30 protein-coding genes and 3 pseudogenes are annotated in these 21,336 nt (G+C 60.5%); 10 read left to right on the top strand and 23 right to left on the bottom strand.

Annotated features, from left to right (window positions below; translation table 11 throughout):
* Both MTBSS4_RS13905 and MTBSS4_RS13910 read right to left on the bottom strand, forming a co-directional pair.
* The coding region (locus tag MTBSS4_RS13905; protein WP_173984010.1) for a hypothetical protein at window positions 1-190 on the bottom strand (190 nt) is incomplete at its 3' end.
* Between the two features lie 3 nt (window positions 191-193).
* The gene (locus MTBSS4_RS13910; RefSeq protein ID WP_173984011.1) at window positions 194-463 is read right to left on the bottom strand and encodes an HU family DNA-binding protein; all 270 of its coding nucleotides are present in this window, start codon (window positions 461-463) and stop codon (window positions 194-196) included.
* A 232-nt stretch (window positions 464-695) separates the two neighbouring features.
* On the opposite strand from MTBSS4_RS13910, the gene MTBSS4_RS13915 reads away from it, so the two are divergent.
* From MTBSS4_RS13915 to MTBSS4_RS13925, 3 genes are read left to right on the top strand one after another with little or no spacing between them, the layout of a single operon-like run.
* On the top strand, window positions 696-860 hold the full coding sequence (locus MTBSS4_RS13915) for a hypothetical protein (RefSeq protein ID WP_173984012.1): 165 nt from the start codon (window positions 696-698) through the stop codon (window positions 858-860).
* Window positions 857-1,078 (top strand): hypothetical protein, encoded by a 222-nt coding sequence (locus MTBSS4_RS13920; RefSeq protein ID WP_173984013.1) that lies wholly within the window; start codon window positions 857-859, stop codon window positions 1,076-1,078. The genes MTBSS4_RS13915 and MTBSS4_RS13920 overlap by 4 nt, the downstream gene beginning before the upstream one ends.
* A complete protein-coding gene (locus MTBSS4_RS13925; protein ID WP_173984014.1) occupies window positions 1,075-1,299 on the top strand; it encodes a hypothetical protein in 225 nt (74 codons plus the stop codon). The genes MTBSS4_RS13920 and MTBSS4_RS13925 overlap by 4 nt, the downstream gene beginning before the upstream one ends.
* A gap of 105 nt (window positions 1,300-1,404) precedes the next feature.
* Here MTBSS4_RS13925 and MTBSS4_RS13930 read toward each other — a convergent pair whose 3' ends face one another.
* The 3 genes from MTBSS4_RS13930 to MTBSS4_RS13940 are packed head-to-tail and all read right to left on the bottom strand — an operon-like array spanning window position 1,405 to window position 3,897.
* Window positions 1,405-3,180, bottom strand: a complete 1,776-nt coding sequence (locus MTBSS4_RS13930; RefSeq protein WP_173984015.1) for a DUF2786 domain-containing protein — start codon at window positions 3,178-3,180, stop codon at window positions 1,405-1,407.
* A 17-nt stretch (window positions 3,181-3,197) separates the two neighbouring features.
* Window positions 3,198-3,656: a PIN domain-containing protein gene (locus MTBSS4_RS13935; RefSeq protein WP_173984016.1), complete on the bottom strand. Its 459-nt coding sequence runs from the start codon at window positions 3,654-3,656 to the stop codon at window positions 3,198-3,200.
* Between the two features lie 4 nt (window positions 3,657-3,660).
* The gene (locus MTBSS4_RS13940) at window positions 3,661-3,897 is read right to left on the bottom strand and encodes a type II toxin-antitoxin system Phd/YefM family antitoxin (RefSeq protein WP_217425544.1); all 237 of its coding nucleotides are present in this window, start codon (window positions 3,895-3,897) and stop codon (window positions 3,661-3,663) included.
* Between the two features lie 313 nt (window positions 3,898-4,210).
* On the opposite strand from MTBSS4_RS13940, the gene MTBSS4_RS13945 reads away from it, so the two are divergent.
* Window positions 4,211-4,477, top strand: a complete 267-nt coding sequence (locus tag MTBSS4_RS13945; RefSeq protein ID WP_173984018.1) for a type II toxin-antitoxin system ParD family antitoxin — start codon at window positions 4,211-4,213, stop codon at window positions 4,475-4,477.
* Complete coding sequence (locus MTBSS4_RS13950) at window positions 4,474-4,785, top strand: type II toxin-antitoxin system RelE/ParE family toxin (protein ID WP_173984019.1); 312 nt, start codon at window positions 4,474-4,476, stop codon at window positions 4,783-4,785. Before MTBSS4_RS13945 ends, MTBSS4_RS13950 begins: the two co-directional genes overlap by 4 nt.
* Window positions 4,786-4,890: 105 nt before the next feature.
* Here MTBSS4_RS13950 and MTBSS4_RS13955 read toward each other — a convergent pair whose 3' ends face one another.
* Entirely contained in the window at window positions 4,891-5,097 is a 207-nt protein-coding gene (locus tag MTBSS4_RS13955) for a hypothetical protein (protein WP_254432555.1), read from the bottom strand.
* 2 nt (window positions 5,098-5,099) lie between these two features.
* The gene (locus MTBSS4_RS13960; protein WP_173984021.1) at window positions 5,100-5,264 is read right to left on the bottom strand and encodes a hypothetical protein; all 165 of its coding nucleotides are present in this window, start codon (window positions 5,262-5,264) and stop codon (window positions 5,100-5,102) included.
* 93 nt (window positions 5,265-5,357) lie between these two features.
* Here MTBSS4_RS13960 and MTBSS4_RS13965 point away from each other — a divergent pair, with 93 nt between their 5' ends.
* From MTBSS4_RS13965 to MTBSS4_RS13975, 3 genes and pseudogenes are all read left to right on the top strand, one after another.
* Window positions 5,358-5,531 carry a hypothetical protein gene (locus tag MTBSS4_RS13965; RefSeq protein WP_173984022.1) on the top strand — a complete coding sequence of 58 codons (174 nt, stop codon included), beginning with the start codon at window positions 5,358-5,360 and terminating at the stop codon, window positions 5,529-5,531.
* A pseudogene (locus tag MTBSS4_RS13970) lies at window positions 5,497-5,766 on the top strand (HU family DNA-binding protein). The gene MTBSS4_RS13965 and the pseudogene MTBSS4_RS13970 overlap by 35 nt, the downstream one beginning before the upstream one ends.
* 3 nt (window positions 5,767-5,769) lie before the next feature.
* Window positions 5,770-5,967 (top strand): hypothetical protein, encoded by a 198-nt coding sequence (locus tag MTBSS4_RS13975; RefSeq protein WP_173984023.1) that lies wholly within the window; start codon window positions 5,770-5,772, stop codon window positions 5,965-5,967.
* Here the strand turns inward: MTBSS4_RS13975 and MTBSS4_RS13980 are convergent.
* The 3 genes from MTBSS4_RS13980 to MTBSS4_RS22430 are packed head-to-tail and all read right to left on the bottom strand — an operon-like array spanning window position 5,937 to window position 7,020.
* Entirely contained in the window at window positions 5,937-6,134 is a 198-nt protein-coding gene (locus MTBSS4_RS13980; protein ID WP_173984024.1) for a hypothetical protein, read from the bottom strand. The two genes, MTBSS4_RS13975 and MTBSS4_RS13980, sit on opposite strands and share 31 nt — an antisense overlap.
* Before the next feature lie 11 nt (window positions 6,135-6,145).
* Entirely contained in the window at window positions 6,146-6,709 is a 564-nt protein-coding gene (locus MTBSS4_RS13985; RefSeq protein WP_173984025.1) for a DUF3489 domain-containing protein, read from the bottom strand.
* Window positions 6,622-7,020 (bottom strand): hypothetical protein, encoded by a 399-nt coding sequence (locus tag MTBSS4_RS22430; RefSeq protein ID WP_254432556.1) that lies wholly within the window; start codon window positions 7,018-7,020, stop codon window positions 6,622-6,624. The genes MTBSS4_RS13985 and MTBSS4_RS22430 overlap by 88 nt, the downstream gene beginning before the upstream one ends.
* A 196-nt stretch (window positions 7,021-7,216) precedes the next feature.
* Between MTBSS4_RS22430 and MTBSS4_RS13995 the strand changes: the two genes are divergently transcribed.
* On the top strand, window positions 7,217-7,417 hold the full coding sequence (locus MTBSS4_RS13995; RefSeq protein ID WP_173984026.1) for a hypothetical protein: 201 nt from the start codon (window positions 7,217-7,219) through the stop codon (window positions 7,415-7,417).
* A pseudogene (locus MTBSS4_RS22140) lies at window positions 7,414-7,695 on the top strand (DUF2924 domain-containing protein); the annotation flags it as partial. The gene MTBSS4_RS13995 and the pseudogene MTBSS4_RS22140, both read left to right, overlap by 4 nt.
* Window positions 7,696-7,809: 114 nt before the next feature.
* Here MTBSS4_RS22140 and MTBSS4_RS22145 read toward each other — a convergent pair.
* The 13 genes and pseudogenes from MTBSS4_RS22145 to MTBSS4_RS14060 form a co-directional block, all read right to left on the bottom strand.
* A pseudogene (locus tag MTBSS4_RS22145) lies at window positions 7,810-8,277 on the bottom strand (phage portal protein); the annotation flags it as partial.
* Window positions 8,278-8,579: 302 nt separating this feature from the next.
* Entirely contained in the window at window positions 8,580-8,912 is a 333-nt protein-coding gene (locus MTBSS4_RS14005; RefSeq protein ID WP_173984038.1) for a ferredoxin, read from the bottom strand.
* Window positions 8,913-9,110: 198 nt separating this feature from the next.
* Window positions 9,111-10,097: a Fe(3+) ABC transporter substrate-binding protein gene (locus MTBSS4_RS14010; protein WP_254432557.1), complete on the bottom strand. Its 987-nt coding sequence runs from the start codon at window positions 10,095-10,097 to the stop codon at window positions 9,111-9,113.
* 96 nt (window positions 10,098-10,193) lie between these two features.
* Window positions 10,194-11,327 carry an ABC transporter ATP-binding protein gene (locus MTBSS4_RS14015; RefSeq protein WP_254432559.1) on the bottom strand — a complete coding sequence of 378 codons (1,134 nt, stop codon included), beginning with the start codon at window positions 11,325-11,327 and terminating at the stop codon, window positions 10,194-10,196.
* A gap of 95 nt (window positions 11,328-11,422) precedes the next feature.
* Window positions 11,423-13,129 carry an iron ABC transporter permease gene (locus tag MTBSS4_RS14020; RefSeq protein ID WP_173984029.1) on the bottom strand — a complete coding sequence of 569 codons (1,707 nt, stop codon included), beginning with the start codon at window positions 13,127-13,129 and terminating at the stop codon, window positions 11,423-11,425.
* 102 nt (window positions 13,130-13,231) lie between these two features.
* Window positions 13,232-13,396: a phage integrase N-terminal SAM-like domain-containing protein gene (locus MTBSS4_RS14025; protein ID WP_173984030.1), complete on the bottom strand. Its 165-nt coding sequence runs from the start codon at window positions 13,394-13,396 to the stop codon at window positions 13,232-13,234.
* 237 nt (window positions 13,397-13,633) lie between these two features.
* Entirely contained in the window at window positions 13,634-14,590 is a 957-nt protein-coding gene (locus MTBSS4_RS14030) for an Rpn family recombination-promoting nuclease/putative transposase (RefSeq protein ID WP_173984031.1), read from the bottom strand.
* Window positions 14,591-14,621: 31 nt separating this feature from the next.
* Window positions 14,622-15,206 (bottom strand): HD domain-containing protein, encoded by a 585-nt coding sequence (locus tag MTBSS4_RS14035; RefSeq protein WP_173984032.1) that lies wholly within the window; start codon window positions 15,204-15,206, stop codon window positions 14,622-14,624.
* Window positions 15,203-16,012 (bottom strand): hypothetical protein, encoded by an 810-nt coding sequence (locus tag MTBSS4_RS14040; protein ID WP_173984033.1) that lies wholly within the window; start codon window positions 16,010-16,012, stop codon window positions 15,203-15,205. The genes MTBSS4_RS14035 and MTBSS4_RS14040 overlap by 4 nt, the downstream gene beginning before the upstream one ends.
* Window positions 16,013-16,052: 40 nt before the next feature.
* Entirely contained in the window at window positions 16,053-17,249 is a 1,197-nt protein-coding gene (locus MTBSS4_RS14045; protein WP_173984034.1) for a FliG C-terminal domain-containing protein, read from the bottom strand.
* Window positions 17,246-18,628, bottom strand: a complete 1,383-nt coding sequence (locus MTBSS4_RS14050) for a FliG C-terminal domain-containing protein (RefSeq protein ID WP_254432558.1) — start codon at window positions 18,626-18,628, stop codon at window positions 17,246-17,248. The genes MTBSS4_RS14045 and MTBSS4_RS14050 overlap by 4 nt, the downstream gene beginning before the upstream one ends.
* Window positions 18,629-18,734: 106 nt before the next feature.
* A complete protein-coding gene (locus tag MTBSS4_RS14055) occupies window positions 18,735-20,510 on the bottom strand; it encodes an NAD-binding protein (protein WP_173984036.1) in 1,776 nt (591 codons plus the stop codon).
* Window positions 20,511-20,712: 202 nt separating this feature from the next.
* Window positions 20,713-21,336, bottom strand: a 624-nt coding sequence (locus MTBSS4_RS14060; protein ID WP_217425545.1) for a class I SAM-dependent methyltransferase, incomplete at its 5' end; no start/stop codon positions are given.

The raw sequence follows: 21,336 nt of genomic DNA on the forward strand, positions 1-21,336 counted from the left end.
CCGGTGTGGACGAAAACTCCTGATGGCGCTCGATTTCGGTCCGCACCATCAGGGCTTGGTCAAGGGCAAGATGGTCACTTGCCCTTGATGCGCGTTCCACATGGGTTTTGGCCACAGCGAGAGCGGCCTGACCATAGTGATCCATCAGGTCATTCGCGGCATGGGCCACATGCTTGGGATTGACGGCCATGACTTACAGCGACTTCTTTAAAGCCGCCGCCGTACTGAACTTGATCGAGGTTGAGGCGGCAATGTCGATGGCCTTGCCGGTCTTCGGATTGCGGCCCTGGCGCGCCGGGCGCTCGGCCTTGGCGAAGGTACCAAAGCCGATCAGGCGGAAGCTGCCGTCGGTCTTCACACCATCGACGATGGTGGACAGCATGGCCTCGACGGCGGCATCGGCCTGGGCGACGGTGCAGCCGGTGGCCTCACGGACGGACTTCGACAGGGCGGACTTGGACATGGTTGACGAAACCTTTCTTGGACGCGATTCCGAACAGTAGATTCGGTTGGCACCAAATCCTAGCCTTCACCGACAGAATGTAGCCGATCACGAGGTTGTCGGTGGCCTCGGTCAACGGCATGCGGCGGCTTTGGCGCATCAATATAATCTATTGAAAATGCTTTATTAATCGACTTGATAAGCCTGCGCTGGAGAGCGTTAGTGGGTCCATCAAAAACGGAGGAACACCACGATGCAAACCCGCGACGAAGCCCTGGCGAAGATCGCCACCACCATCCTGAACGTGGAAACCCTGGCGACCCGCAACAGCGACCGCCTCGACTTTAACGAGTTCTCGGTCTGGCAGATCAAGGCCGCCCTGGAAGCCGCCTACGCCGCCGGGCGGGAGGCGAAATGACCATGCCGCCCCGCCTGAACGTCCGCCCCACCGCCGCCCTGAAGGCCCATCCGCTCTGGTCGCAGACCGACTTCGAATATTTCCGGGGCAAGGGCTATTCCAACCAGCAGATCCTTGAATTCTGGGATCGCGACCTGCGACTCGGCTGCCAACCGCTGAACTGGAAGCCCACCGACGCCAAGTACCAGCATTCCCTGCGCCGGATCACCCGACATTGACGCTGCCGATCAGCGAGGCGCTGCTGCGGGCATTTTCCTCCGCCCGTTCCATGACGCGACAGTCGTGGCGGCGGAGAAGAACGACGCCGCTTCCGATAGATGCTGAGGATCGTGGCTGCGATTTCGATGGCTTCGCCGATCTTGGGGGCGCGTTTCGACTTGGCGAAGGAACCAAAGCCCACCAGACGGAAGCTGCCATCGGCTTTCGCACCCGTCGATGATGGTGGACAGCATCGCCTCGACGGCGACACCTTGGCCAGCACCGGATCGCCGATGAGCGTCGTGAAGAATGCGCCGTGGATAGTTGCCGGGGAACGCCATTCTCGTCACCGTTCCGGTCGTCGGCCTCGGCGATGGTGCAGACCAGGGTGGATGTCGAAGCGTTGCGCGGCTTCGCTTCCCGCCTCATAGGCATCCGACAGCACGGTACGGCGCGCGCGGCTGCCCTTGACAGTGAAGTTGATGCCCAGACTGTCCAGTTCGTCATCGACCACCGATGCCTTGATCGGCACCAGATCGCGGCCCGATGAGCGGATCATTGCCGCCTCGCGTTCCTCGCGCATACTTTGCAGCTTGCAGGCGATGCCGTGGGCCAGGCCGATCTGGAACGAGTTGGTGCCGCTGCGCCGTTCGCCGGACTCAAGGTCGGCATAGACCGCCCCGGTCTTGAAATGCCGGGTTTCGGTGGCGAAGGCGATCTCGATCAGGTCATAGAGATAGTGGGCGGCTTCCACATCGGCGGGCAGGCCGAAGAAGACATGGCGGACGAAGCCGGTTGCGGTCTTTTCGATCCAGGTCCGGCAGTCGAAATATGCAGCCACCGCAGGGACGCATTCGTCTATGGGGCCGGTGCGGCGGCGGTCGGTCTCGATGCCGACGCCCTCGCAAGCCTGGCGGCGCAGGTCCAGTTCACTGAGCGACAGGCCGTAGCGATCGAGCAATTCCCCCACCTTCTCGGCGGCGGCCAGGGCTTCCTCTTCGGTGCAGCCCTGATCCACGGTCTTGGCCCTGAGCGCCTGAATGCGCTGGATCAGGCGGTCGAGATCGGCATCATGATGCGATCCGGCAGGCGATACCCGCACCTGGCGGCGCAAGTCGTCGAACCATTCCCGCACCACCGGGGGGCATTCGCCCGCCGCCACGGCACGGTCGATTTCGGCGGCGACGGCATCGAGCGAAACGACACGCCCGCCCCAGCCGGAACGGGTGCGGCGCTGCACGGTCTCCATCATCACAGAGGCGACCTTGCCATAACCGGTCGCCAAATCACCCCGTCCGCAATGGCGGGCAAAGGCGCCGGTCGACACCGCTTCGATGATGCTTTCGGCATCGGTCATCCGACGGGCCAGGGCGAGTTCGTCGGCGGTCGGTTCGCCCTCCGCCCAGGAGAAAGCCAGGGCGTCGAGGTCGCTGTCCTCGGGGCCATAGGGAAAATCCCCGGCCGCATCGAGGCGTTCGGAAATGTCGGTGATGCCGGGGACTTCCAGCCCGCCATGGCGCAGGACGTGGCGATAGATCGCCTCGGCACAGCGATGGGGATTGGACAGGCCCTTGCCCCCGGAGCGGATGAACGGCTGCGCCACCGCCAGCGTGGAATCGTCCAGCGGCGTGACCGCGCTGACGGCGATGAAGCCGTCGGTCCCGGGGATGGGGCACAGTCGCATCGCCAGCATCAGCCCCGGCAGAACAGGGATGATGTCGTCGTAGAGCCGCAATGTGCCGCCATCGGCCATGTCGTCGAGCAGCAGGCTTCCGTCCGATGCCTCGCCGGTGATCCGCAGCAGGCGGAAGCGGGTCCGGCGCAGGGAGTCATAAGCATCTTCCTCGCCCGGTTGCGGGCGGCGCTGGCGCAGCATGCGGTCGATGGCTGTGCTGCCGCTGGCCGAGGGCAACGTTATCGCCAGATCGGCCGCCAGGGCCAAGGCCCGTGCCAGCACTGAAGGACCGGCGGGATCAAAGCCCTTGCCGAACCAACCCCGAACCGTCTCCTCCACCTTGGCCCTGGGAGCAAAGGCCATGGCCTCCAATGCCTGTTTTGTCGCCACCTGCCGCAAACGCAGTGCATGCTCGATCAGAGGAACCGCCTTCTTTACCATGGTCATCGCCGCGTCGAATCGGGTTAGTGGATATGGCCCGCGGCACTCATCATGCCGGCCAGCAAGGGATGGATGGTTTCCGCGAAGGGGTTGACCACGGTCACCCCATGCCAGGTGAACCCCTCGTGCAAATCCTCGGTCAACAGCAGACGGCATCCGGCCTCGGCGGCGACGGCCAGAATCAGCGCATCCCAGAACGACAGCCGGTGATCGGCCACCAGATCCAGCGCCGACAGCAGGGCGGACGACGATGTATCCCGACAGATCAGGGCATCCATCCACGACAAGATGGCATCCCGCGCAGCCTCGGGCGCGCGGCTGGCCTTGACCGTCAGCACGCGATGCAGTTCTCCAAGAACCTGCACCGGAACCAGCACCATGCCCGACGGCAGGGCCGCGATGATCTCCAAGGCGCGAGCCTGACGGCGGGCATCGTTGACGCCCTCGGCATAGGCCAGGACGTTGGTGTCGAGCGCCAGCATGGGATCAGCCCTCGTACAACTCGTCACGGGTCCAGGCGGCCCCGATGGCAGGCTGTTCGCGCAGGCGCATCAACAGCGCAGCCCGTGCGCTGTCCCGTCCCGGCAGGTCGGCCTCGCCCACGGGCGATATCCGCGCCACCGGCTTGCCGCGTGACGTAACCACGATGGTCTCGCCTTCGCTCACGTCACGAAGAAGTTTCGAGAATTCGCGATTGGCATCGGCGGCGGGAATGGTGCGCATCGAGCTCTCCATGGCAGAGGATGTAGTGACAAACACTACATGGTGGCCGTTGGCCCTGCAACCTTTCTTCGGGACGAGGTGGTACAGGCCGGGTGGTAACTACCCATTCGGGCAGTTACCGCAAAACCACCCATTTGGGCTGCTTTTGGGTAGTTTCCAGCCCCAAAGGGTGGTTTTGTGGTAACGACCCATTCGGGTAGGCACCAGCCCTTGGTCGACACATCCAGACACCGACCCGAGGAGGTGCGGCAGGCCTTGCTTCCGGCGCTGCCGCAGCCTACATTATGTCAATGTTTGACATTAAGGCCTTGCCATGGCGACCAACGTCAGCCTGACCCCGGAACTCGAGAAATTCACCCGAGCCTGCGTGGAGAACGGTCGCTACAACAATGTCAGCGAGGTGGTCCGCTCCGGCCTGCGCCTCTTGCAGGAAGCCGAAGAGCGGCGGAACGGTCTCCTCGCCATGCTGCGCAACGCCGAAGCCGAAGCCGACCGTGACGGCGACATCGCCCTGGCCGATGTCCTGGCTGAGGCCGACGGCATCATCGAACACGCCTTGATCAAACGCGGACGGCAATGACCGCTGCCACCCTGTCGCCGGCGGCACGCGACGATGTGCTGGACGCCGTGCGCTGGATTGCCAGGGATAACCCCGCGGCGGCACAGGCGTTGCGGGATGCCGTGGCGGCGGCCGCCGTCACCATTGGCAGCCATCCGGAGATCGGAACGCTTCGCGCCGATCTTACCGAGGCGCCGTATCGCTTCCTTGCCCTGACCGGCTTTCCTTACGTCATCGTCTATAACGCCCGGCGCTGCCCGCCCCGGATTGTCCGCATCCTGCACGGGGCGCGGGACATTCCCGATGTCCTGGCGGGAGGGTCGACATGACGAAGGTGACGGCCACCACCGCCGCCGCTGGCTCGGGCGGTGACGAGATCAATGGAGTGTCCGAGCCGTTCGCGGGCAGCAGCGCCTCGCTGATCGCCGTCGTCATTACCGGGTGATCCGGCGCAGGGAATTCTGGTACTTGGCGTCGGTGGGCTTCCAGTTAAGCGGTTGGCAGCCGAGGCGCAGGTCGCGCTCCCAGAATTCAAGGATCTGCTGGTTGGAATAGCCCTTGCCCCGGAAATATTCGAAGTCGGTCTGCGACCAAAGCGGATGGGCCTTCAGGGCGGCGGTGGGACGGACGGTCAAGGCCATGTTCACTTCGCCTCCTGTCCGGCGGCGTAGGCCGCCTCCAGCGCCTTCTTGATCTGCCAGACCGACAACTCGTGGAAATCGAGGCGGTCGCTGTTGCGAGTCGCCAGAGTTTCCACGTCCAGGATGGTGGTGGCGATCTTCGCCAAGGCTTCGTCGCGGGTTTGCATCGTGGCGTTCCTCCGTTTCTGGTGGACCCACTAACGCTCTCCAGCGCAGGCTTATCAAGTTGATTAATCAATCATTTTCAATGGATTAGTCTGATGCGCCAAAGCCGCCGCATGTCGTCGACCGAGGCCGCCACCAACGTGGTGATCGGCTACATTCTGGCGGTGAAGGCTTGGATTTGGCACCAACCGAATCTACTGTTTGGAATCGCGTCTAAGAAAGGTTTCGTCAACCATGTCCAAGCCCGCCCTGTCGAAGTCCGTCCGTGAGGCCACCGGCTGCACCGTCGCCCAGGCCGATGCAGCCGTCGAGGCCATGCTGTCCACCATCGTCGATGGTGTGAAGACCGATGGCAGCTTCCGCCTGATCGGCTTCGGTACCTTCGCCAAGGCCTAGCGCCCGGCGCGCCAGGGCCGCAACCCAAAGACTGGCGAGGTCATCGACATTGCCGCCTCGACCTCGATCAAGTTCAGCACGGCGGCGGCTTTGAAGAAGTCGCTGTAAGTCATGGCCGTCAATCCCGAGCATGTGGCCCGTGCCGCGAATGACCTGATGGATCACTATGGTCAGGCCGCTCTCGCTGTGGCCAAAATCCAGGTTGAACGCGCGTCAAGGGCAAGTGACCATCTTGCCCTTGACCAAGCCCTGATGGTGCTGACCGAAATCGGGCGCCATCAGGGGATTTCGTCAACACCGGTGACGTAGGAATCGCCCTTGTTCCAGGAGCCCTCGTCGAGTTCCCACTCGGTTTCGGTACTCTCGTGCAGTTTATTGAAGGCCGCCGTCTCGGCTTGCTCGGGCGTTTCGGCCTCGACCTGAACGACGGTGCTTTCGGTAACATCGCGGGTGATGATGACGCTGTAGCGGGGCATGGGTGCGGCTCCTATTCGGCGATTCTGTAGGTGCGGCCCCGACTCTCGACCTTCTCGCTGGTGGCGGCGAGGCCCAGCTTCTTCTTCACCGTGCCTGCGATAAAGCCCCGGATGCTGTGCCCAAGCCACCCCGTCACCTCCATGATCTCGGCGATGCTGGCACCCTCGGGCCGCTTCAGCATGGCGATCAGGGCTTCCTGCTTCGTCCCCTGGCGGGTCTTGCGCGGCGTGTTCGCGCCCAGGGCTTCCGAGGGCGGGATTTCCGGCTGGTCGGCCATGTCCGTCGCCGGTTCCTCTTCCGCGCCCTCGTTGGCGCCCGTGTCGCCGACCATGCCCAACGCCGCGTAGGCGGCGGGAGTGGCGCGGAGCGTCAGCGGGGTCCCGTCCTCGTCCTCGCGCCAGACCGGATTGCCGGGTTCGGCGGGGATTTCCTCGGCCAGTTCCTTCTTGATCAGGCTGTTCAGCACCATGTTGACGGCACCGCCCTTCAAGGCGGCGGTGACGGGCAGCAGAAAACCACCTTCGCGGGCGCAGGCAGTGGACAGAATGACGGCTTGGGTATCGGACAGCGACATGGTGGTTCCCTCCGGAATGCGGCGCGGGACCGTCCCGCGCCTGTACCACCCCAAGCCCCGCCAGCGTGACGCCGGACGGGGCGGTGCGGATACTCGGCGTGTTCGCCCTCGTGGAAAGCACTGTCGGTGATGCGCTCCAGCATCTCGGCGTAATGTCCGAGGGTGCCGACATGGCCCCAAGTGATCTCGTCCGGTGACCAGTTGAAGTGGTCGGCGCTCAATTCCCGAAGCCGGGCGAGCATGGCGTCAAATTCGGCCTTCCTGGCAATATAGGCGTCGAAAGCCTTGGCGCTGTCGATGTGCTTCATCATGGTTCCCTCCGGCGTTCGTGGGACCATCCATCACTCTATCGGCGGCATCTATCAAGCGGAGAAAGTCCGCTCCTGGGTTCTTGGGTGGAACGGTTCACCCCCTTGCTCATTCCAGTGGGATCACCGGTTTGGACGTATCGGCGGATAGGGTGCGTCCATAGCCTCGCGCCACCCGAGACAGGCCGATGACATTCCGATGCACAACGCTCTTCATCCCGACCGCATGACCCCGCCTGAGCGCCTCGACGAACTCGCCGACATCCTGGCCGTCGGCCTGATCCGGCTGAAGGCGCGGAAGTCGAGGCGTTTATCTGCTGACGCCAGAGAGAGTTCCGTCGACTTCACGGCCCGCCAGAGCGGTCATGTCCCCGTCAACCGACGGAGGAAAACCCCATGACCGAACCACTGCTGGCCCGTTTGGCCGCCCTGAAGACCGCGCCGATCCCCGACCTGAAGTCGCTGTGGCGCGACCTATTCGAGGCTGAGGCGCCGCCCTACAACCGCACCTTCCTGGAAAGCCGCCTGGCCTACCGCCTCCAGGAACTGGCCTATGGCGGGCTGGCGGTCACCACCATCGCCCGCCTCGAAAACATGGCGGAGGATTTCGACACCACCAAGGGCCGCCGCAAGAAGGAACTGGACCGCCCCATCGCCGGCACAAGGCTGGTGCGGGAATGGAAGGGCGTCGAGCACTGCGTCACCGTGCGTGAGGATGGCTTCGAATACCAGGCCCGAGCCGTCGAACTCGATTCCGGCCCGGATGCGGGCACCGGCCCCGATGTCGCGGTGCAGGTCCATCGGTACCTGCTCGCGGTCGAGCAGGTCGATGGTCAGGGGCAGCGGAGAAACATCCTCGGCGATGCGCAAGCGGGCGAAGCTCTCGCCGCTTTCGACCATGGCACGGAAGGCCAGGGCCTGGAGGCCGTAGAAATCGGTCAGCCCGGCGGCATCGGCCCGATCCGTCCAGCGATCCCACAGCGCATGCAGGGTGTCGCGGACCTTGGCGTCGGGGTGGCGGGAACGTGGCTTGATGCCGGCCCCCACCGCATTGGCCGCCAGCGACTGCACCGCCGCCGACACCCAGGGATTGTTGCGGGCGTACCAGCCGGCACGCCGGGCCGCCGTGGTAGCACCGGCCTGGATCGAGCCGTTGAGGCCGTCCACCGTGCGGGCGCCATCCCAACGGCGACCACCGCCCGCCGCGTCAAACGAGCGGCGGCGGTCGAGGCCAACGGCGCGGAGAAGGGATTTCCACATGCCCCCGATTATCGGAGACGGCGGATTCCGTGGCTATTCAGAGAGTTTGGGAAAGATTGGCAGGAATCGGGATGAAAGGTGGTCGATTGGCATTGTTCCCTATTTTTCTCAATCAGTGCTTGGCGCGTCTCTGTACAGTCTGGCTTCTTCCTTCCGTCCTGATGAAGAGGCGGCTCTGATCATCCGTTTGTTGGGTGGGGGCGATTGACCGAATTTGACCCACAGGAGCCATCCGACAAGGGATCACTATATGTTTGCCGCGTGTGCTCAAGAAACGCTTTGGAGGCCCCATGAGGCGGAGGCTAACCACTAACTTCTGTACCAATCTTAGGTAAGAAAGGCTTATCCACCATCAATCGCTCGACCCGTCTGCCACTGAGGATATGAGTTTCCAATATTTCGTCGATATCGGCAGTACTGCGGAAGCTGTACCAAATGCCCTCAGGATAGATCACCAACACCGGGCCGTGGCCGCAGCGATCCAAGCATCCGGCTGAATTGACCCGCACATCCTTGAGACCCAGCCGCTTCTGGGCATCCTTAAGATGCTCGCGCAGGGTTTCAGAGCCGTGGGCTGCGCATGATCCCTTCGGATTGTCGTCGGGTCGGCGGTTTGTGCAGACAAAAATGTGCATGCTGTAGTAGAGAGATTGGATCTGGTCGCTCACGCCGGATCTCCTGCGATCATACCATTTCAGGTGTGTTAGTTGCGGCCTGCCGCTATCTGGCAAAATTGCCAAATATGAGTGGACCATGATGCCCTACCAGACAGAAGGCTCTCAATGGAGAACCTTCTGTCTGGATCTGGGCTTGTCATGAGTTTCGTCGGAAGATTATCTCCAGCCAACCCGATCAAAAATACGAATAGATTGGACGTTGTTCTCTCCCAACATGGCGACGTTGATCGTCTCCTCCTTGAAATCTCCCCAGGACGATACAAGCTGCGAGCGCTTGGCCCCAGGAAGAACGGGGAACTCGTTGTTGGCCTCGGCGTAAAACTGCTGCGCTTCGGCTCCTGAGAGGAACTCCATCAGCTTGATCGCCTCTGCCTTGTTCTTGGCGGACTTGGTGACACCCGCTCCCGAGATATTCATATGCGTGCCACGCCCCTGCTGCCCTGGCCAAAACAGCGCGACCTTGTTCGCTGCGTCGCGCTCCTCGGCCTTGTCGGATGTCAGCATTCCAGCGAAGTAATAGGTATTGGCAATGGCGATGTCGCATTGTCCCGATGCGACGGCGGCAATCTGATCGCGGTCGCCGCCTTGCGGCTTCCTGGCCATGTTGTCGACTACACCCTTGGCCCACTTTTCTGAAGCTTCCAACCCATCGACCGCAATCATTCCTGCCAGCAGGGATTGGTTATAGGCAGAAGCCGAACTGCGCACGCAAACGCGCCCCTTCCATTTCGGGGAGGCCAAGTCATCGAAGGTGGAAAGATCGGAGGGCTTGACGCGGTCCTTACTGAAAAAGATCACTCGCGCACGAGCCGACTGGCCGAACCAATAGCCCTGGGGGTCTCGGTACTTTGTGGGGACGTTCTTCTCAAGAACCGGCGACGATATTGGCTGCAGCAGCCCCTCGACCCGTGCACGGTTGAGACGAGCCACGTCGGTAGTCTGGAAGATATCGGCGGAGCTATTGTTGCCCTCGCTTTTCAGTCTTTCGATCAACTGGTCCTCACCCGCTGATAGCAGATTAACCTTGATGCCCGTCTGCTGCGTGAATTTATCGAGGATCGGCTTGATTAGATGATCCTTGCGCGCAGTATAGACATTGACCTCGGCCGCAGAAACGGCGCAAGCAGAGATGCTGAACAGCACGGCGGCGCTGATCCGGATGAGAGACAAGATGTGTTTGCTCGTGGGTGTCAATGTACAAGTCCTCACTCGTTTGTTGGCATGAAGCAAGAATGCGGGTCAGCAGAAGTTTCCCACATTTGCAGGTGGTGCGGGAACGTCCTCTGGTACGGGGTCGGGGTCTACCTGATCCTCCCGCGCATAAACATGGACCTGTGATCGATCAATGGTGACCGAGATGCGGGCTCCCTCGATGTGTGGAAGGCTCCCCGTCGTTCGCGCGTGAAGATGGAGGGGGGGGGCGTGGTCAGAGTCGATGCGCATATGGATGAGATTGGATCTCCCCAGCATGTGCGACACCAGAACGGTCGCAATGCCGTCGTCGTCAAGTTCAAGTGACACCGCCTCGGGACGGATCACCAGATCGACCACCTCGTCATCCTTGAAGCCTGGGGCGGGAAACGAACCGAACGGTGACAGTGCTTCCCCGTCCATAACTCTCACGGAGAGGCGGTTCACCTCGCCAAAGAACGATGCGACGAAGGAGGATGCCGGACGTCTGTACAACTCCTCGGGTTCGCCGATCTGAATGATGCGGCCTCCCCGCATTATCGCTATGCGATCGGCCATGAACATTGCCTCCTCGGGATCGTGCGTGACCATCAGCACGCAAACGCCAGAGGATTTCAGCACATGCAGTGTCTCGTCTCGAATCTGATCCCGCAAGCGCTTGTCCAGCCCAGAGAATGGCTCATCGAGCAGCATCAACATGGGCTGTGGCGCCAAAGCCCGCGCCAAAGCTACGCGCTGCATTTGACCGCCAGATAACTGATGTGGCCAGCCATCGGCGAACTTATCCATGCCGACCTGTCTCAGCATCTCAATGGCGCGGTCACGACGCTCGGCCTTGGGCTTGTTGAGAATGCCGAAGGCGACATTGTCCAGGATGTTGAGATGAGGAAACAGGGCGTAGTCTTGGAAGAGGAACCCAACATTTCGATTTTCAGGCGGAACATGGACGCCTTGGCCACCTACCAACTGGCCATTGAGCAGAATCCGCCCTTCTACCGGCTTCTCCAGGCCTGCTGCCATGCGTAACGTTGTGGTCTTGCCACATCCGGACGGCCCTAGAAGGCACAACAACTCACCCGGCCGTACAGCGAAGAATACGTCGTCTACCACACGGTTCTCGCCATATGCGCATGAAACACTATCCATAATCAGGCACGCTGACCCCGGAGGGCACGGCGACATGCGATCAGGGTCGGCTGCGCAGCCGCCGTGGGGATTGAATGAGCAATGTGGACCAGGGCCACACAGGGCGGGGACTGGTTTGGTGGATATTTTATTCATGACTTTCCTCCCGGGCGGGACTTGGCAACCGCATAGCTGAGCAAAATTACGGGCAATAGTCCCACCAGCACGATCACCAATGCCGGCGCGGCAGCCTCCATCAGACGCTCATCTGAAGCAAGAGAGAATGTGCGAACTGCAAGCGTATCGAAATTGAACGGCCTCATGATGAGCGTTGCAGGAAGTTCCTTCATAACATCGACAAAAACGAGAAGGCCCGCCGTCAGAAGCGATCCTCTGATCAGCGGAATGTGAACGCGACGCAACGTCCCGAAGGCTCCCTGTCCTAAGGTCCTGGAGGCTGCCTCCATGGAGTGGGTGACCTTGCCCAAACTCGCCTCAATGCCATTGAATGACACAGCCAGGAAACGCACAAGATATGCGTAAACCAGGGCGGCAATGCTGCCTGTCAGCAACAGCCCAACATTGACGCCGAAGTGCTCGGAGACAAAAGTCGCGACTATGTTGTCGATCATTGCCAAGGGAGCCATCGTGCCGACGGCAATGACTGAACCGGGTATCGCATAGCCAAGGCTGGCGAGGCGAACTGCCGAGCGGGTTATCGGTGAAGGGCTCAGCCTCTGCGCATAAGCCATGACGACCCCGACTGATACAGCCGCAAGAGCAGCAACCAGCGCCAAGAGGAAGCTGTTCCGCACAATGGGGAGAAAATCGAAGTTGAGGACGCTATACCGAAGCGACCACCAAGCTAGAATCATCGCAGGTAGCACAAAGCCGAAGAACAACCCGCTGAAGCTGAACAACTGGGCGGTTAGGCAGCGCCATCCGCTCAGTTGGTAGCCGGGCAGGTGTCTATAACGGGACGTCGTATGATGAAACCTCGCAACACCACGCGAAATACGTTCGATGATCACCAGAGCTAGGACAAAAAGAAGCAGGACAGCCCCTAGTTGGGACGCAACTGCCGGCTCTCCCAGGCCAAGCCACGTTCGGTAGATCCCTGTTGTAAAGGTATCGACGGCGAAATAGTGGACCGTACCGAAATCGTTCAATGTTTCCATAAGTGCCAGCGCCGTTCCGGCGGCAATGGATGGCCGCGCTAAGGGAAGCGCTACCTTGAAGAATCCGCTCCAAGGGCCTCGGCCCAGCGTCCTGCTGGCTTCAAGCACGCAGACCGATTGTTCCATAAAAGCCGAACGCGCCAGAAGATAAACATAGGGATAGAGGACCAGGGACATAACAGCAATGGCGCCGCCCAGCGAACGAATCTCCGGGAACCAATAGTCGCGTGATGAACTCCAGCCGAAAACATCCCGAAGAAGCGTTTGAACGGGACCTGAAAAATCGAGAAGGCCGGTATAGGTGTAGGCCACGACATAGGCCGGCATGGCCATGGGCAATAATAGCGCCCATTCAAGGGTGTTCCGTCCCGGAAATCGGCACATGGTGACAAGCCATGCCGTGCCGACGCCGCCGACCATCACGCAAGCGCCTACTCCGATCATGAGGAATATGGAGTTAACGATATACAATGGCAGCACCGTTTGGGCGAGATGCCCCCATATATCACCCGACGACACGAAAACATGGCCGAGTATAAATGCCACCGGAGCACCAACCAGAACCGCGATTAAAAGCGTCGATATGACCCACCCGGAACCGAATCCGAATTTCCGCTCCATCTTGAAAAAAGGCGGATTCCGAGGACCCACAGCGGTATCAAGGGGGGCCGTTCCGTTCATGCCAAGCACCTGCTCAGGGGGTTGTTCCCTGCCGAACAATATTGAGAATGCCAAGCAGTGTCAAACTCATCGGCCGCTAGGCAGCACGAATGTCCAAATCTGTTAAGGGTTATCCTCGGCACTGGCCTTGGCGGGCGAATGGCCGAAGAAATCGGCGAACTCCTTGACGGCTCGGATATAGTTTTTCTGGGTTGCCGTCGAAAAGTGACGGATCGTCATCTCTTCGATCATGCGTTGGCGCAATGGGCTGATGGTCTCGTTGATCATGGTGGGCTCCTGTCTCGGTGAGAGAAGTCGGCCTATATCCGGCAAGCTCGTGTCAGCACCCACCCCGCGCAAAAGCGCGCGGAACCTCGGGATATCCAAGGCCGCGTCTTAGCGGTAGAGCCAGTTTGTCTGGTGAGAATGGCGTAGGGAAGGGAACCGCCAGCCAACCCTCTACGCAGGAATATCAAGCGCTTATGGGGGGCGTCCAGGCGCCCGCGAGAAGCTTGGGTTACTTGGTCAGTTGGTGCTGCTAAACAGCACGTCCAGGCTCGGCGCTTCCATCAGGCGATCAAGCCACGTCTCGACCGAGACTGCATCGGCGGCCAGAACGCGAGCCTGCAGATCAGCTGGTAGTGGGCCGAACCGCTTTTCAACGAGGCGAATGAGAGCCTTGGCTTCGCCCTCGACGCGCCCCTCGGCGACACCTTCCGCCTTCCACCGCTTTTTCCAGGTCTCACCCAGATTCGCCAACATCGACCGCATCTCCATCATGTCGCCGGGCACGATCACCGAAGCCTCGTAGCCTTCAATCGCCTGCCGCACCAATTCGGTGAACAGGCGTCTGAGTTCATTGTAGCCCGGATGGCGACGGAACCATCCTACCACGTCATCGATCAGTCCTGCCAATTCTTCCGGCTCGTGGGGGTGTTCAAGCCGGAACAGCAATGCAGCCAAGCTGTCGCGGGTCGCCAGATCCTCTTCCGGCACCGCGCCCATGTCGAGAAGATGGTAGCGGGCGCGTGGTTGCCAAGGCCACAGCGGGGATTCGGTAGGCAAGGCTATCAGCGGGACGGTATCGGTCGGTGCGTGCCACCGCTGTTCGCCGTTGTAGAGGACCAAGGTCAGCACCGGCGGCAGGCGGTCTCCGGATTTCAGCTTCCTCTCGGCGATCAGATGCTGCCACAGCAACCCTTCGTAGACCTGGGTGCGCACTGACATCCACCAATCGACCGATGACTGAAACTCGCACAGGATGTGCAGGACAACATCCTCTCCATCAGCCGTCGGAATTCGCCAGATCACGTCGCCTTCGCGCCGCTTGCCATCACGGTCATGGAACTTGGCGTTGACCCGTTCCATGCCGGCAAAGTCCAACCCGACCGCCATGGCCTCGGGCACGAAGTCACGCACAAGCTGTTCCGCCATCAGCGGATGAGCAAACAGACGATGGTAGAGGGCATCTGGGCTGGACATGCCCACCGATTATCACACAGGTTTCGTCGTGTCACCCAGCCGTGGGCGGTAGATGGGCCAACCCGGTGCCATCCAAATGGATCCCGTATTCGGCAATGCGTGGTGCCAGCCGGCGGGCTAGAAAGGGGCTGGCGTCGCCGAGGGCGGTCAGGATGGTCTCCGCCTCGGCCCGGTAGGCGGCCATCTTGTCCCGTGTCCAGTGGGCGGGCGGCGGGCCGAGATTGACGATGCGATCGGCCAGCTTGACCATCCAGACTTCTGGCGGCTGGGCTCGGATACGCTCCAGGCTGTCGGGCATCCGACGTTCCTTGGGAAGGTCGGCATTCTTGGTCAAGGCCATGACGGCCGCCAGAACATCGGGTCTGAACCGCTCTGCCACCATCTCGGGGCTGGTGGCGGTATCCTCGATCACGTCATGGAGCAGGGCCGCCGTCACCGCCAGGGTGCCATTGCGCCCGGGTTTCGCGGCCAGGGCGGCCATCACCTCCTGGGCCACCGACGCCAGATGGGTAATATAGGGGAAACCGGCCGGCGTCTTCTGGTCGCCATGCCGTTCGGCGGCGAAGGCCAGGGTGGTCAGGAAGGCGTCTTGGGACCAGGGGCAGTCCGTCGTCATGTTTTTTCCTCTCCGCTCATCCGCTTCCACAGTGCCAGCAGGTCTTCTTCTTCCTTGGTTCCGATGGCCGGCTCCTCGGAATCGACCTTGGGCTCGGTCAACTCCAGCATGTTGCCCTGGGCGGCGACGAAGCCAGCGATGGGGATGGACGTGTTGTTCGCGCAAAGGGCCTCGTCCAGGTCGAAGAAGCTCGGCCTCAGGGCCGGCGGCAGGACGGTGCGGGCATTCTCGGCGCAGACCCGAGGAACGTAACCGTTCAGATAGGACAGGCAGCCCTCGATCATGGCGTCGAGAACGCCGAGGCGTTGATCACCGATGGCGCGAAGGCGGACCAGCCAGATTCCCGCCGCCACGCCAGCGGCGGCCAGCGAGCCCCCCCACCAGGCCAGCGTCGTGATGCCCGTCTCACCCAGTACCGCCAGACCGGCGAGCCACAGGCAAAGCCCGAGCGGCCAGACCAACGACGCCTGCCGCACTACCTGCTCCTGGGCACGCCGCTCAGTCTCCCGATAGGCCAGCAACAGGCGCCGGGCCTGTTTGGCGTTGTTGGAGCCCAAGGTCAGCCGCCGAGCGAAATCCACCAGTGGCGTCAGCAGCCAGGGCAGATCGCACACGGCCTTGTGACGGAGGAACAGGGAATCGGAGAGCGGCGCCTCCACCTGGGCCTCCAACGCCAGATCGCCCTTGTCTCTGGCAAATGCCCACAGGTCGTTCAGGCACAGCAGCAAGGCCAGGGCGGCTTGTCGCGTCGGCGCCTCGCGGCGCAGCGCACGAACTGACTGGATTGCGGATGTAAATATCGTCACTCGAATGCTCCCGCCATGAAAGCCATTGCGATGATTTGCATCAGGATAGGGGGGCGTCCAGAGATGATATCTGCGCGAAGAACTCCCTGTCCAAGGTCGCCTGATCCGGAAACGCCCCTGTCGCACGCAAGTTTCTGAGCATTTCGATGATCGTGCGCTGGGCCTCAAGAATTTCCGCTACCGTAGCGCCGTTCAGCGCCTCCATGTCCCGCATCAACAATTGCCCAGCGCGATGGCTGATACAGTCAAGGATGGACCGAGCCGTATGTGAGCTGGCTCCGCGCAACGCCAGGGACCATATGTCCTTGTCAACGGAGTGCAGCAATACTCGGATGCCATCTGTTCCAAGGAGCTGCAGGCGGTTGAAGTCCACAGATACAGCAGAAAACTCCGGGGGCGCATGGTCGGAAAGATCGGTCAGCAGTTCATCCAACCTCTGATCTCGCTCGAAACTGTCAAGATCGGACGGCATTAACCGGTCCAACATGTCCTGGATGGCCGTGGCGCTGTCTTTTCCGCCGGCTTTGCCCGCAGGCAACAGCAAGGGGGCGCCGGGATAGAGGTGCCGTACGGACTCAGCCCTGATCATGGCTTCCAACTGGTCATGGCTCGGCCGCAGCCGTTGTGGCAACGCCAAGCGGGCGGCATCCGCGCTCACCTGGGGGGCAAAAGCGCCATCGGCGTGAAAGCATATTCCCCGGCGCAGGGCCTCAAACATGCCGAGCCGCTCGCTCGCAACCAATCCGATCCAAGCATTGACGCAATGAAGCGCCAGCATGGTCAGTCCCATGGGGACGATCCAGGGCGTGACCATGGGCCAGGCAAGGCTTCCTTCCATGATCAGGGGCGGCCTTAAGATGGCCACAGCAATCACCCATAAGGCGGTGATTGCTGTGGCAAGCAGCATCACCAAACCGTGGACGGTGCGCATCCACCGCTCTTCAGCGGCTATGATGCCGTCGATCATTTGGCCGTATGCGGAACTGCCATCGGTCCCCAGGGTGAAGTGGCGCACCAGATCGATCAGCGGCTCCATCAGCCAGGGCAGTCGGGCCAATGACCGGTGCTGGTGGAGGATGACGCTCCGCTCTGGATAAACGACGTGGTCTTCCAAAGCCAGCGGCCCTCTGGCCTTGGCCAAGGACCAAAGGTCGTAGAGGCACAGCAGCAAGGCCAGGGCGGCTTTCCGCGTCGGTGCTTCGCGGATCAATGAGCGGATCGAAGCAATTCCACTCATGATGCCGATTCTGCCAAAATTGCCCGGATTCCCGCCAGCGTCTCATCCATTGTCGCGTCATCATCCCATGACATGAGCACATCCCTTTGAGCCTGTTGGATATCAGCCGTTGTCTTCTCGGCGGATAGGCTTTCCATATCGTCCAGCATCATCTGGCGGGCGTCCTCGCTCAGGCGGTCGAGGAGGCGTACGGCAACCTCGATAGAAGTTCCCAGTAACGCGGTCCCGACCGTATCCTTGCTGGTCTGGCGCCACAGCGCATTCAACTCGCCGTCGTCCAACGTCGCCAAGGCATCGAACGCCTCGTAGCCCAGAGGCGCATGCATGATCGTCTTCAGCCGTGCCGCGCCGCCATCGGCCAGCCCCTTCTGCTCGATGACCTGAAGGACGCTTTCTCGCGTCCTGGACACATGGCCATGGGTCAGGCAAATGCCGTCGAAATCGCAATGATTCTCCATATCCCGGAGGAGTGACGCCTGGGCACCGTTGCTCATTAAGCCGAAGATTCGGCTGACCACCGGCGTCGGCAACCCCAGCAGGCTGATGGCCCAATGTTCCTTGTCGACAAGCCGCAGCAATTCCTTCAGTGAGCGTTCGCGGATGACCTGGAGATATCCCGCCAATCGGTCAACCCACTGGCACCAGTCGGGATCGTCATTGGCCCAACCCTGGGCGATGGCGTTCAACCTGCCCTCCAGGTCGGGAACCGGCTCAACCGTCTCTTCAACCTCCTCCTTCTCCTCCCTGAGGCGGCGAGCCATGCGTCGGTCATAATCGTAACGGGCGGGATCGATGGGATCGATGGGGAGGATCAGTTCGTCCGCGCCTCCCACGCGGATGCGCACCGAGTTGGCGATGAGGTCGAGAAGCTCGTCGTAGTCCAGCCGCAAGTGCTTCGGCAGGGAGAAGCGGGCATTGTCGGCCGAAATCTGGGGGGCGGCACCTCCGAGGTGGCCCGTCAAGCCGTTGCGCAAGGCCCGCAGCACCAACACCTTGTCGGCGGCGACGTCATTCAGCCGCTGGCGCAGGTCTTCCCGCGTCTCGTCATCGGCCCAGTGGGCGAGAATGTCGCGGATTTCGCGGCGGTCTTCCTCGGCCATGGTCGCGATGCGGGACTCGAGCAACCGATCAACCTGAGACAATTCGCTCAGGCCATAGCCATAGGTGACATAGCGGAACATGTCGCGCACCGGTTCCGCCAGCCAGGGACGATCCCGCACTTGGCGATAGGCGTAGAACAGCAGGCTGCGCTCGGGGTGATCCAGCGTGTCTTCCAGGACGACGACCTGCCGGATCTTGTCCAGGGCGCACAAATCGTTGATCAGCAGGCAGAGGTCGCGCGCCGTTTCCCTGGTCGGAGCCTGGGCGAGGAAGTCCATATCCGCCCATTCCGGTGTCGATGCCATTTCAGTTCCCCCCTCTTTGGTGCCGAAGTTCAGGGATAGACGGACAGGCTCTGGAATTGGTTCGCAAAACGAGTTTGCTTCAATCACCCCGAGCCTTGATCCGGCGTACGGTCATGCCGGCTCGGGCAAGAAGATTGGGCAAATATAGCACGGTATCGCGGTCTAGCGCCTTGATGTCCTCTGCCAGCATGGCGTAAGGAACCAGATAGGGGGTTGTGCGCGCTGATTCGCTTTTGGTTTCCCCCAAGCTCCAACCGTCGAGCCATCGGTCGACACACCACCGCCAATGCTCGATTACCGCCAGCCGTTCCAGAGTATCGCCGGTTATCCCCAGATCCATCGGGTCAGAGCCGGGGATAGCTTCGTAGCCAAGCCAAGCCAATTTGACGTAGACATGGTCGGCTTGGCGGCGGCAGGATTCTCGAAATGTCTCGGGCAGGCACTCCCAGGATACTGCGGCGGCTTCCGATGGCGACTTGGCCAGATAGGCTTCGTGGATGCTGCGCGCCAGACGATCTAACGTGCCTCGTAACAAGAGATCAGGTGAGCACTCCTCATCGGCGCTGCCGAACCCGAACAGAAGCACGGACTGATTTGGATCCTGTATGGTCAGGCGGGCTGCTTCGAGCAGGAATTGGCCCGCCCGCTGACGAACGAAGATAGGAGTGGCGGGATGTTTTCGTGCCGAACACCCACGGCACAGCGACAGCGCTGCAGCGATAGCGGCCTCGTCACCAGCACAGATTAAGGCGGCGTCCAATCGCTCCCCATCCAGCATGGATGCCACAGCGGCACCCATTGCAAAACCGGCACCAGCCTCGCCTTCTGTGAACTTGAGTCCCTGAAAATTCTTCAACCCCGGATTAGGTGCATAAAAGACTTTTGCCGTGGCGTCCGGATCGCGGGTGACGACGGTGATACGCATGCCCTCAGGGCCGTTTAAGATGATCTTGCGCACGATGTGCAGGGCAAGATCACCGCCGCCGACCACCATAAGATGCGGATCGGGTGACGACCCCAGCACCGGGGCTAGGCGGGGCACCAGTTGGCGGGCCACGTTGTCGGTGAAATCGATGATGTGGCTTTCGATTGGTCCGCCGCGCTGTTCAGCAAAGGAGGCGGAAAGGACCGCCGTCAGTTCGCTGTCTTGGACTTCGCAAGCCAGCAACAAGGGTTGGTCCGCCGTCCGCCCTGCGGCGGCCTCGCGGGCAACCAGCAAGGCCTGGAGATTGGTGGCATCCACTCCCGTCAGGATCAGAACGGCTCTCGCGTGGGTGATGCCGCTCCGCATGAAGGTCGTCTTGCTCCCGATGGCCCCCACGGCCACGGCAACACCCAGGTCGTTTAGTTGCTCTGTAGCGGGGGTGCTTTCAGGAACGATCACCACCATGGAATGGCCTTGGGCAACACATCTCCTGGTTACCTCCAGCGCCTTTTCGCCCCCGCCCACCACAATGACATGGTCCCTACGCCGAACGGACCAGAAGGTGCGGAGCGGACGACGGGCAAAATCGAGATAGGTGCTTACGGTGGTATAGAGCGCCAAGCTGGGTAGCGCGAAGCGGGCCACCTGCAATTGCCAGGGAATATTGGCCCGTAATGCGTCGGGCGGCATGTTAAAGGTCAACAGTTGGAAAGCCTGATAGGCGTATTGAATGACATCTGCGGGGCCAAGCATGCCCTTGTGACCCCTGAGATACCCCCACCACCCCAGGAGAAAAGCCAAGAATGAAATTCCGACGCGGATAAAGGCCTTTACCTTGCGGGTATGATCCTGCTCGAACTTGATGCTCTCCAAGATTTTGTCCATATTTCTGGACAAATCTGGCTCATTAGATGCATCTCCGATCGCCATAATTGTTCTCCGGCATATTGCCAAATCTGTCCGGTCCAAATAATCAAAAGGCTTGGTCGGACGTAAAAGCCAATAAATATATAAATAGAGATCCTGAAATATAGAGCCTTGCCGATGGCCAATATCACAAGCACAGAGAAGGCGCCCTATTATTCTTCAATAAGCTGCGCTCAGTAGTTGCATAAAGTCTCGCAATAAAGCATCAATATATGCCGCGCTTTAATTCACTCCACCTGTTGGCAAAATGAAACAACGGATCGGCACTGATGTTTATGGTTTTAATATTTTCAAACCTCATAAGAGCTTCTTTGGTAAATGCCGCCAAATGAATCTCCCTTGATAAGGATTTATGATGCAGAGATAGGCGTGATAATAGTAAGCTTATGCTTTTTCTCGTGTGAAACGAAATATGCCCATTCCGAGGCGATGCGTACCACCAGTCATCTTTAAGGTGCCTTGCCTTGAGTAGCGTAGAAAAAATAATCACTCCGTCTTTGCGGCATAGGGACGCCATCTCTCTGAATAGTAAATGCTGGTCCGGAACGTGTTCAACCACTTCAAATGCGGTCACGACTTCGCCATGTATTTGTGGAAGATCCCCTCTACCATAAAATGGATCATAGCAAGCGGCTTCGAACCCCCGTGAGTTTAGCAGGCGCGCCAGCTGGCCATTTCCACCGCCATAGTCGAGCAATACGCATGGAGATAGGACCCCCGTCAACCATGCGGCAAGCTTTTTTGGGCGTTCTTCCAGAAAGGGACGGTCACCCAAATAGTACTCATTATTATATATATCAGTTCTGAACCTGTCCTCATGCCAATCCCA

This window comes from Magnetospirillum sp. SS-4, assembly GCF_902729425.1.
Taxonomy (GTDB): domain Bacteria; phylum Pseudomonadota; class Alphaproteobacteria; order Rhodospirillales; family Magnetospirillaceae; genus Phaeospirillum.

Excerpts from the sequence above, each read along its gene's own strand:
- MTBSS4_RS13945 (WP_173984018.1), top strand. The coding sequence starts at position 4,211 with ATGGCGACCAACGTCAGCCTGACCCCGGAACTCGAGAAATTCACCCGA.
- MTBSS4_RS14025 (WP_173984030.1), bottom strand. The coding sequence starts at position 13,396 with ATGATCAACGAGACCATCAGCCCATTGCGCCAACGCATGATCGAAGAG.
- MTBSS4_RS14045 (WP_173984034.1), bottom strand. The coding sequence starts at position 17,249 with ATGAGTGGAATTGCTTCGATCCGCTCATTGATCCGCGAAGCACCGACG.
- MTBSS4_RS22430 (WP_254432556.1), bottom strand. The coding sequence starts at position 7,020 with ATGATGAAGCACATCGACAGCGCCAAGGCTTTCGACGCCTATATTGCC.
- MTBSS4_RS13915 (WP_173984012.1), top strand. The coding sequence starts at position 696 with ATGCAAACCCGCGACGAAGCCCTGGCGAAGATCGCCACCACCATCCTG.
- MTBSS4_RS13910 (WP_173984011.1), bottom strand. The coding sequence starts at position 463 with ATGTCCAAGTCCGCCCTGTCGAAGTCCGTCCGTGAGGCCACCGGCTGC.
- MTBSS4_RS14035 (WP_173984032.1), bottom strand. The coding sequence starts at position 15,206 with ATGACGACGGACTGCCCCTGGTCCCAAGACGCCTTCCTGACCACCCTG.
- MTBSS4_RS14030 (WP_173984031.1), bottom strand. The coding sequence starts at position 14,590 with ATGTCCAGCCCAGATGCCCTCTACCATCGTCTGTTTGCTCATCCGCTG.
- MTBSS4_RS13935 (WP_173984016.1), bottom strand. The coding sequence starts at position 3,656 with ATGCTGGCGCTCGACACCAACGTCCTGGCCTATGCCGAGGGCGTCAAC.
- MTBSS4_RS13995 (WP_173984026.1), top strand. The coding sequence starts at position 7,217 with ATGCACAACGCTCTTCATCCCGACCGCATGACCCCGCCTGAGCGCCTC.
- MTBSS4_RS13955 (WP_254432555.1), bottom strand. The coding sequence starts at position 5,097 with ATGGCCTTGACCGTCCGTCCCACCGCCGCCCTGAAGGCCCATCCGCTT.
- MTBSS4_RS14055 (WP_173984036.1), bottom strand. The coding sequence starts at position 20,510 with ATGGCGATCGGAGATGCATCTAATGAGCCAGATTTGTCCAGAAATATG.
- MTBSS4_RS14005 (WP_173984038.1), bottom strand. The coding sequence starts at position 8,912 with ATGCACATTTTTGTCTGCACAAACCGCCGACCCGACGACAATCCGAAG.
- MTBSS4_RS13940 (WP_217425544.1), bottom strand. The coding sequence starts at position 3,897 with ATGCGCACCATTCCCGCCGCCGATGCCAATCGCGAATTCTCGAAACTT.
- MTBSS4_RS13965 (WP_173984022.1), top strand. The coding sequence starts at position 5,358 with ATGCGCCAAAGCCGCCGCATGTCGTCGACCGAGGCCGCCACCAACGTG.
- MTBSS4_RS13960 (WP_173984021.1), bottom strand. The coding sequence starts at position 5,264 with ATGCAAACCCGCGACGAAGCCTTGGCGAAGATCGCCACCACCATCCTG.
- MTBSS4_RS13950 (WP_173984019.1), top strand. The coding sequence starts at position 4,474 with ATGACCGCTGCCACCCTGTCGCCGGCGGCACGCGACGATGTGCTGGAC.
- MTBSS4_RS13930 (WP_173984015.1), bottom strand. The coding sequence starts at position 3,180 with ATGACCATGGTAAAGAAGGCGGTTCCTCTGATCGAGCATGCACTGCGT.
- MTBSS4_RS14020 (WP_173984029.1), bottom strand. The coding sequence starts at position 13,129 with ATGAACGGAACGGCCCCCCTTGATACCGCTGTGGGTCCTCGGAATCCG.
- MTBSS4_RS14050 (WP_254432558.1), bottom strand. The coding sequence starts at position 18,628 with ATGGACTTCCTCGCCCAGGCTCCGACCAGGGAAACGGCGCGCGACCTC.
- MTBSS4_RS13980 (WP_173984024.1), bottom strand. The coding sequence starts at position 6,134 with ATGCCCCGCTACAGCGTCATCATCACCCGCGATGTTACCGAAAGCACC.
- MTBSS4_RS13920 (WP_173984013.1), top strand. The coding sequence starts at position 857 with ATGACCATGCCGCCCCGCCTGAACGTCCGCCCCACCGCCGCCCTGAAG.
- MTBSS4_RS13975 (WP_173984023.1), top strand. The coding sequence starts at position 5,770 with ATGGCCGTCAATCCCGAGCATGTGGCCCGTGCCGCGAATGACCTGATG.
- MTBSS4_RS14015 (WP_254432559.1), bottom strand. The coding sequence starts at position 11,327 with ATGTCGCCGTGCCCTCCGGGGTCAGCGTGCCTGATTATGGATAGTGTT.
- MTBSS4_RS13985 (WP_173984025.1), bottom strand. The coding sequence starts at position 6,709 with ATGTCGCTGTCCGATACCCAAGCCGTCATTCTGTCCACTGCCTGCGCC.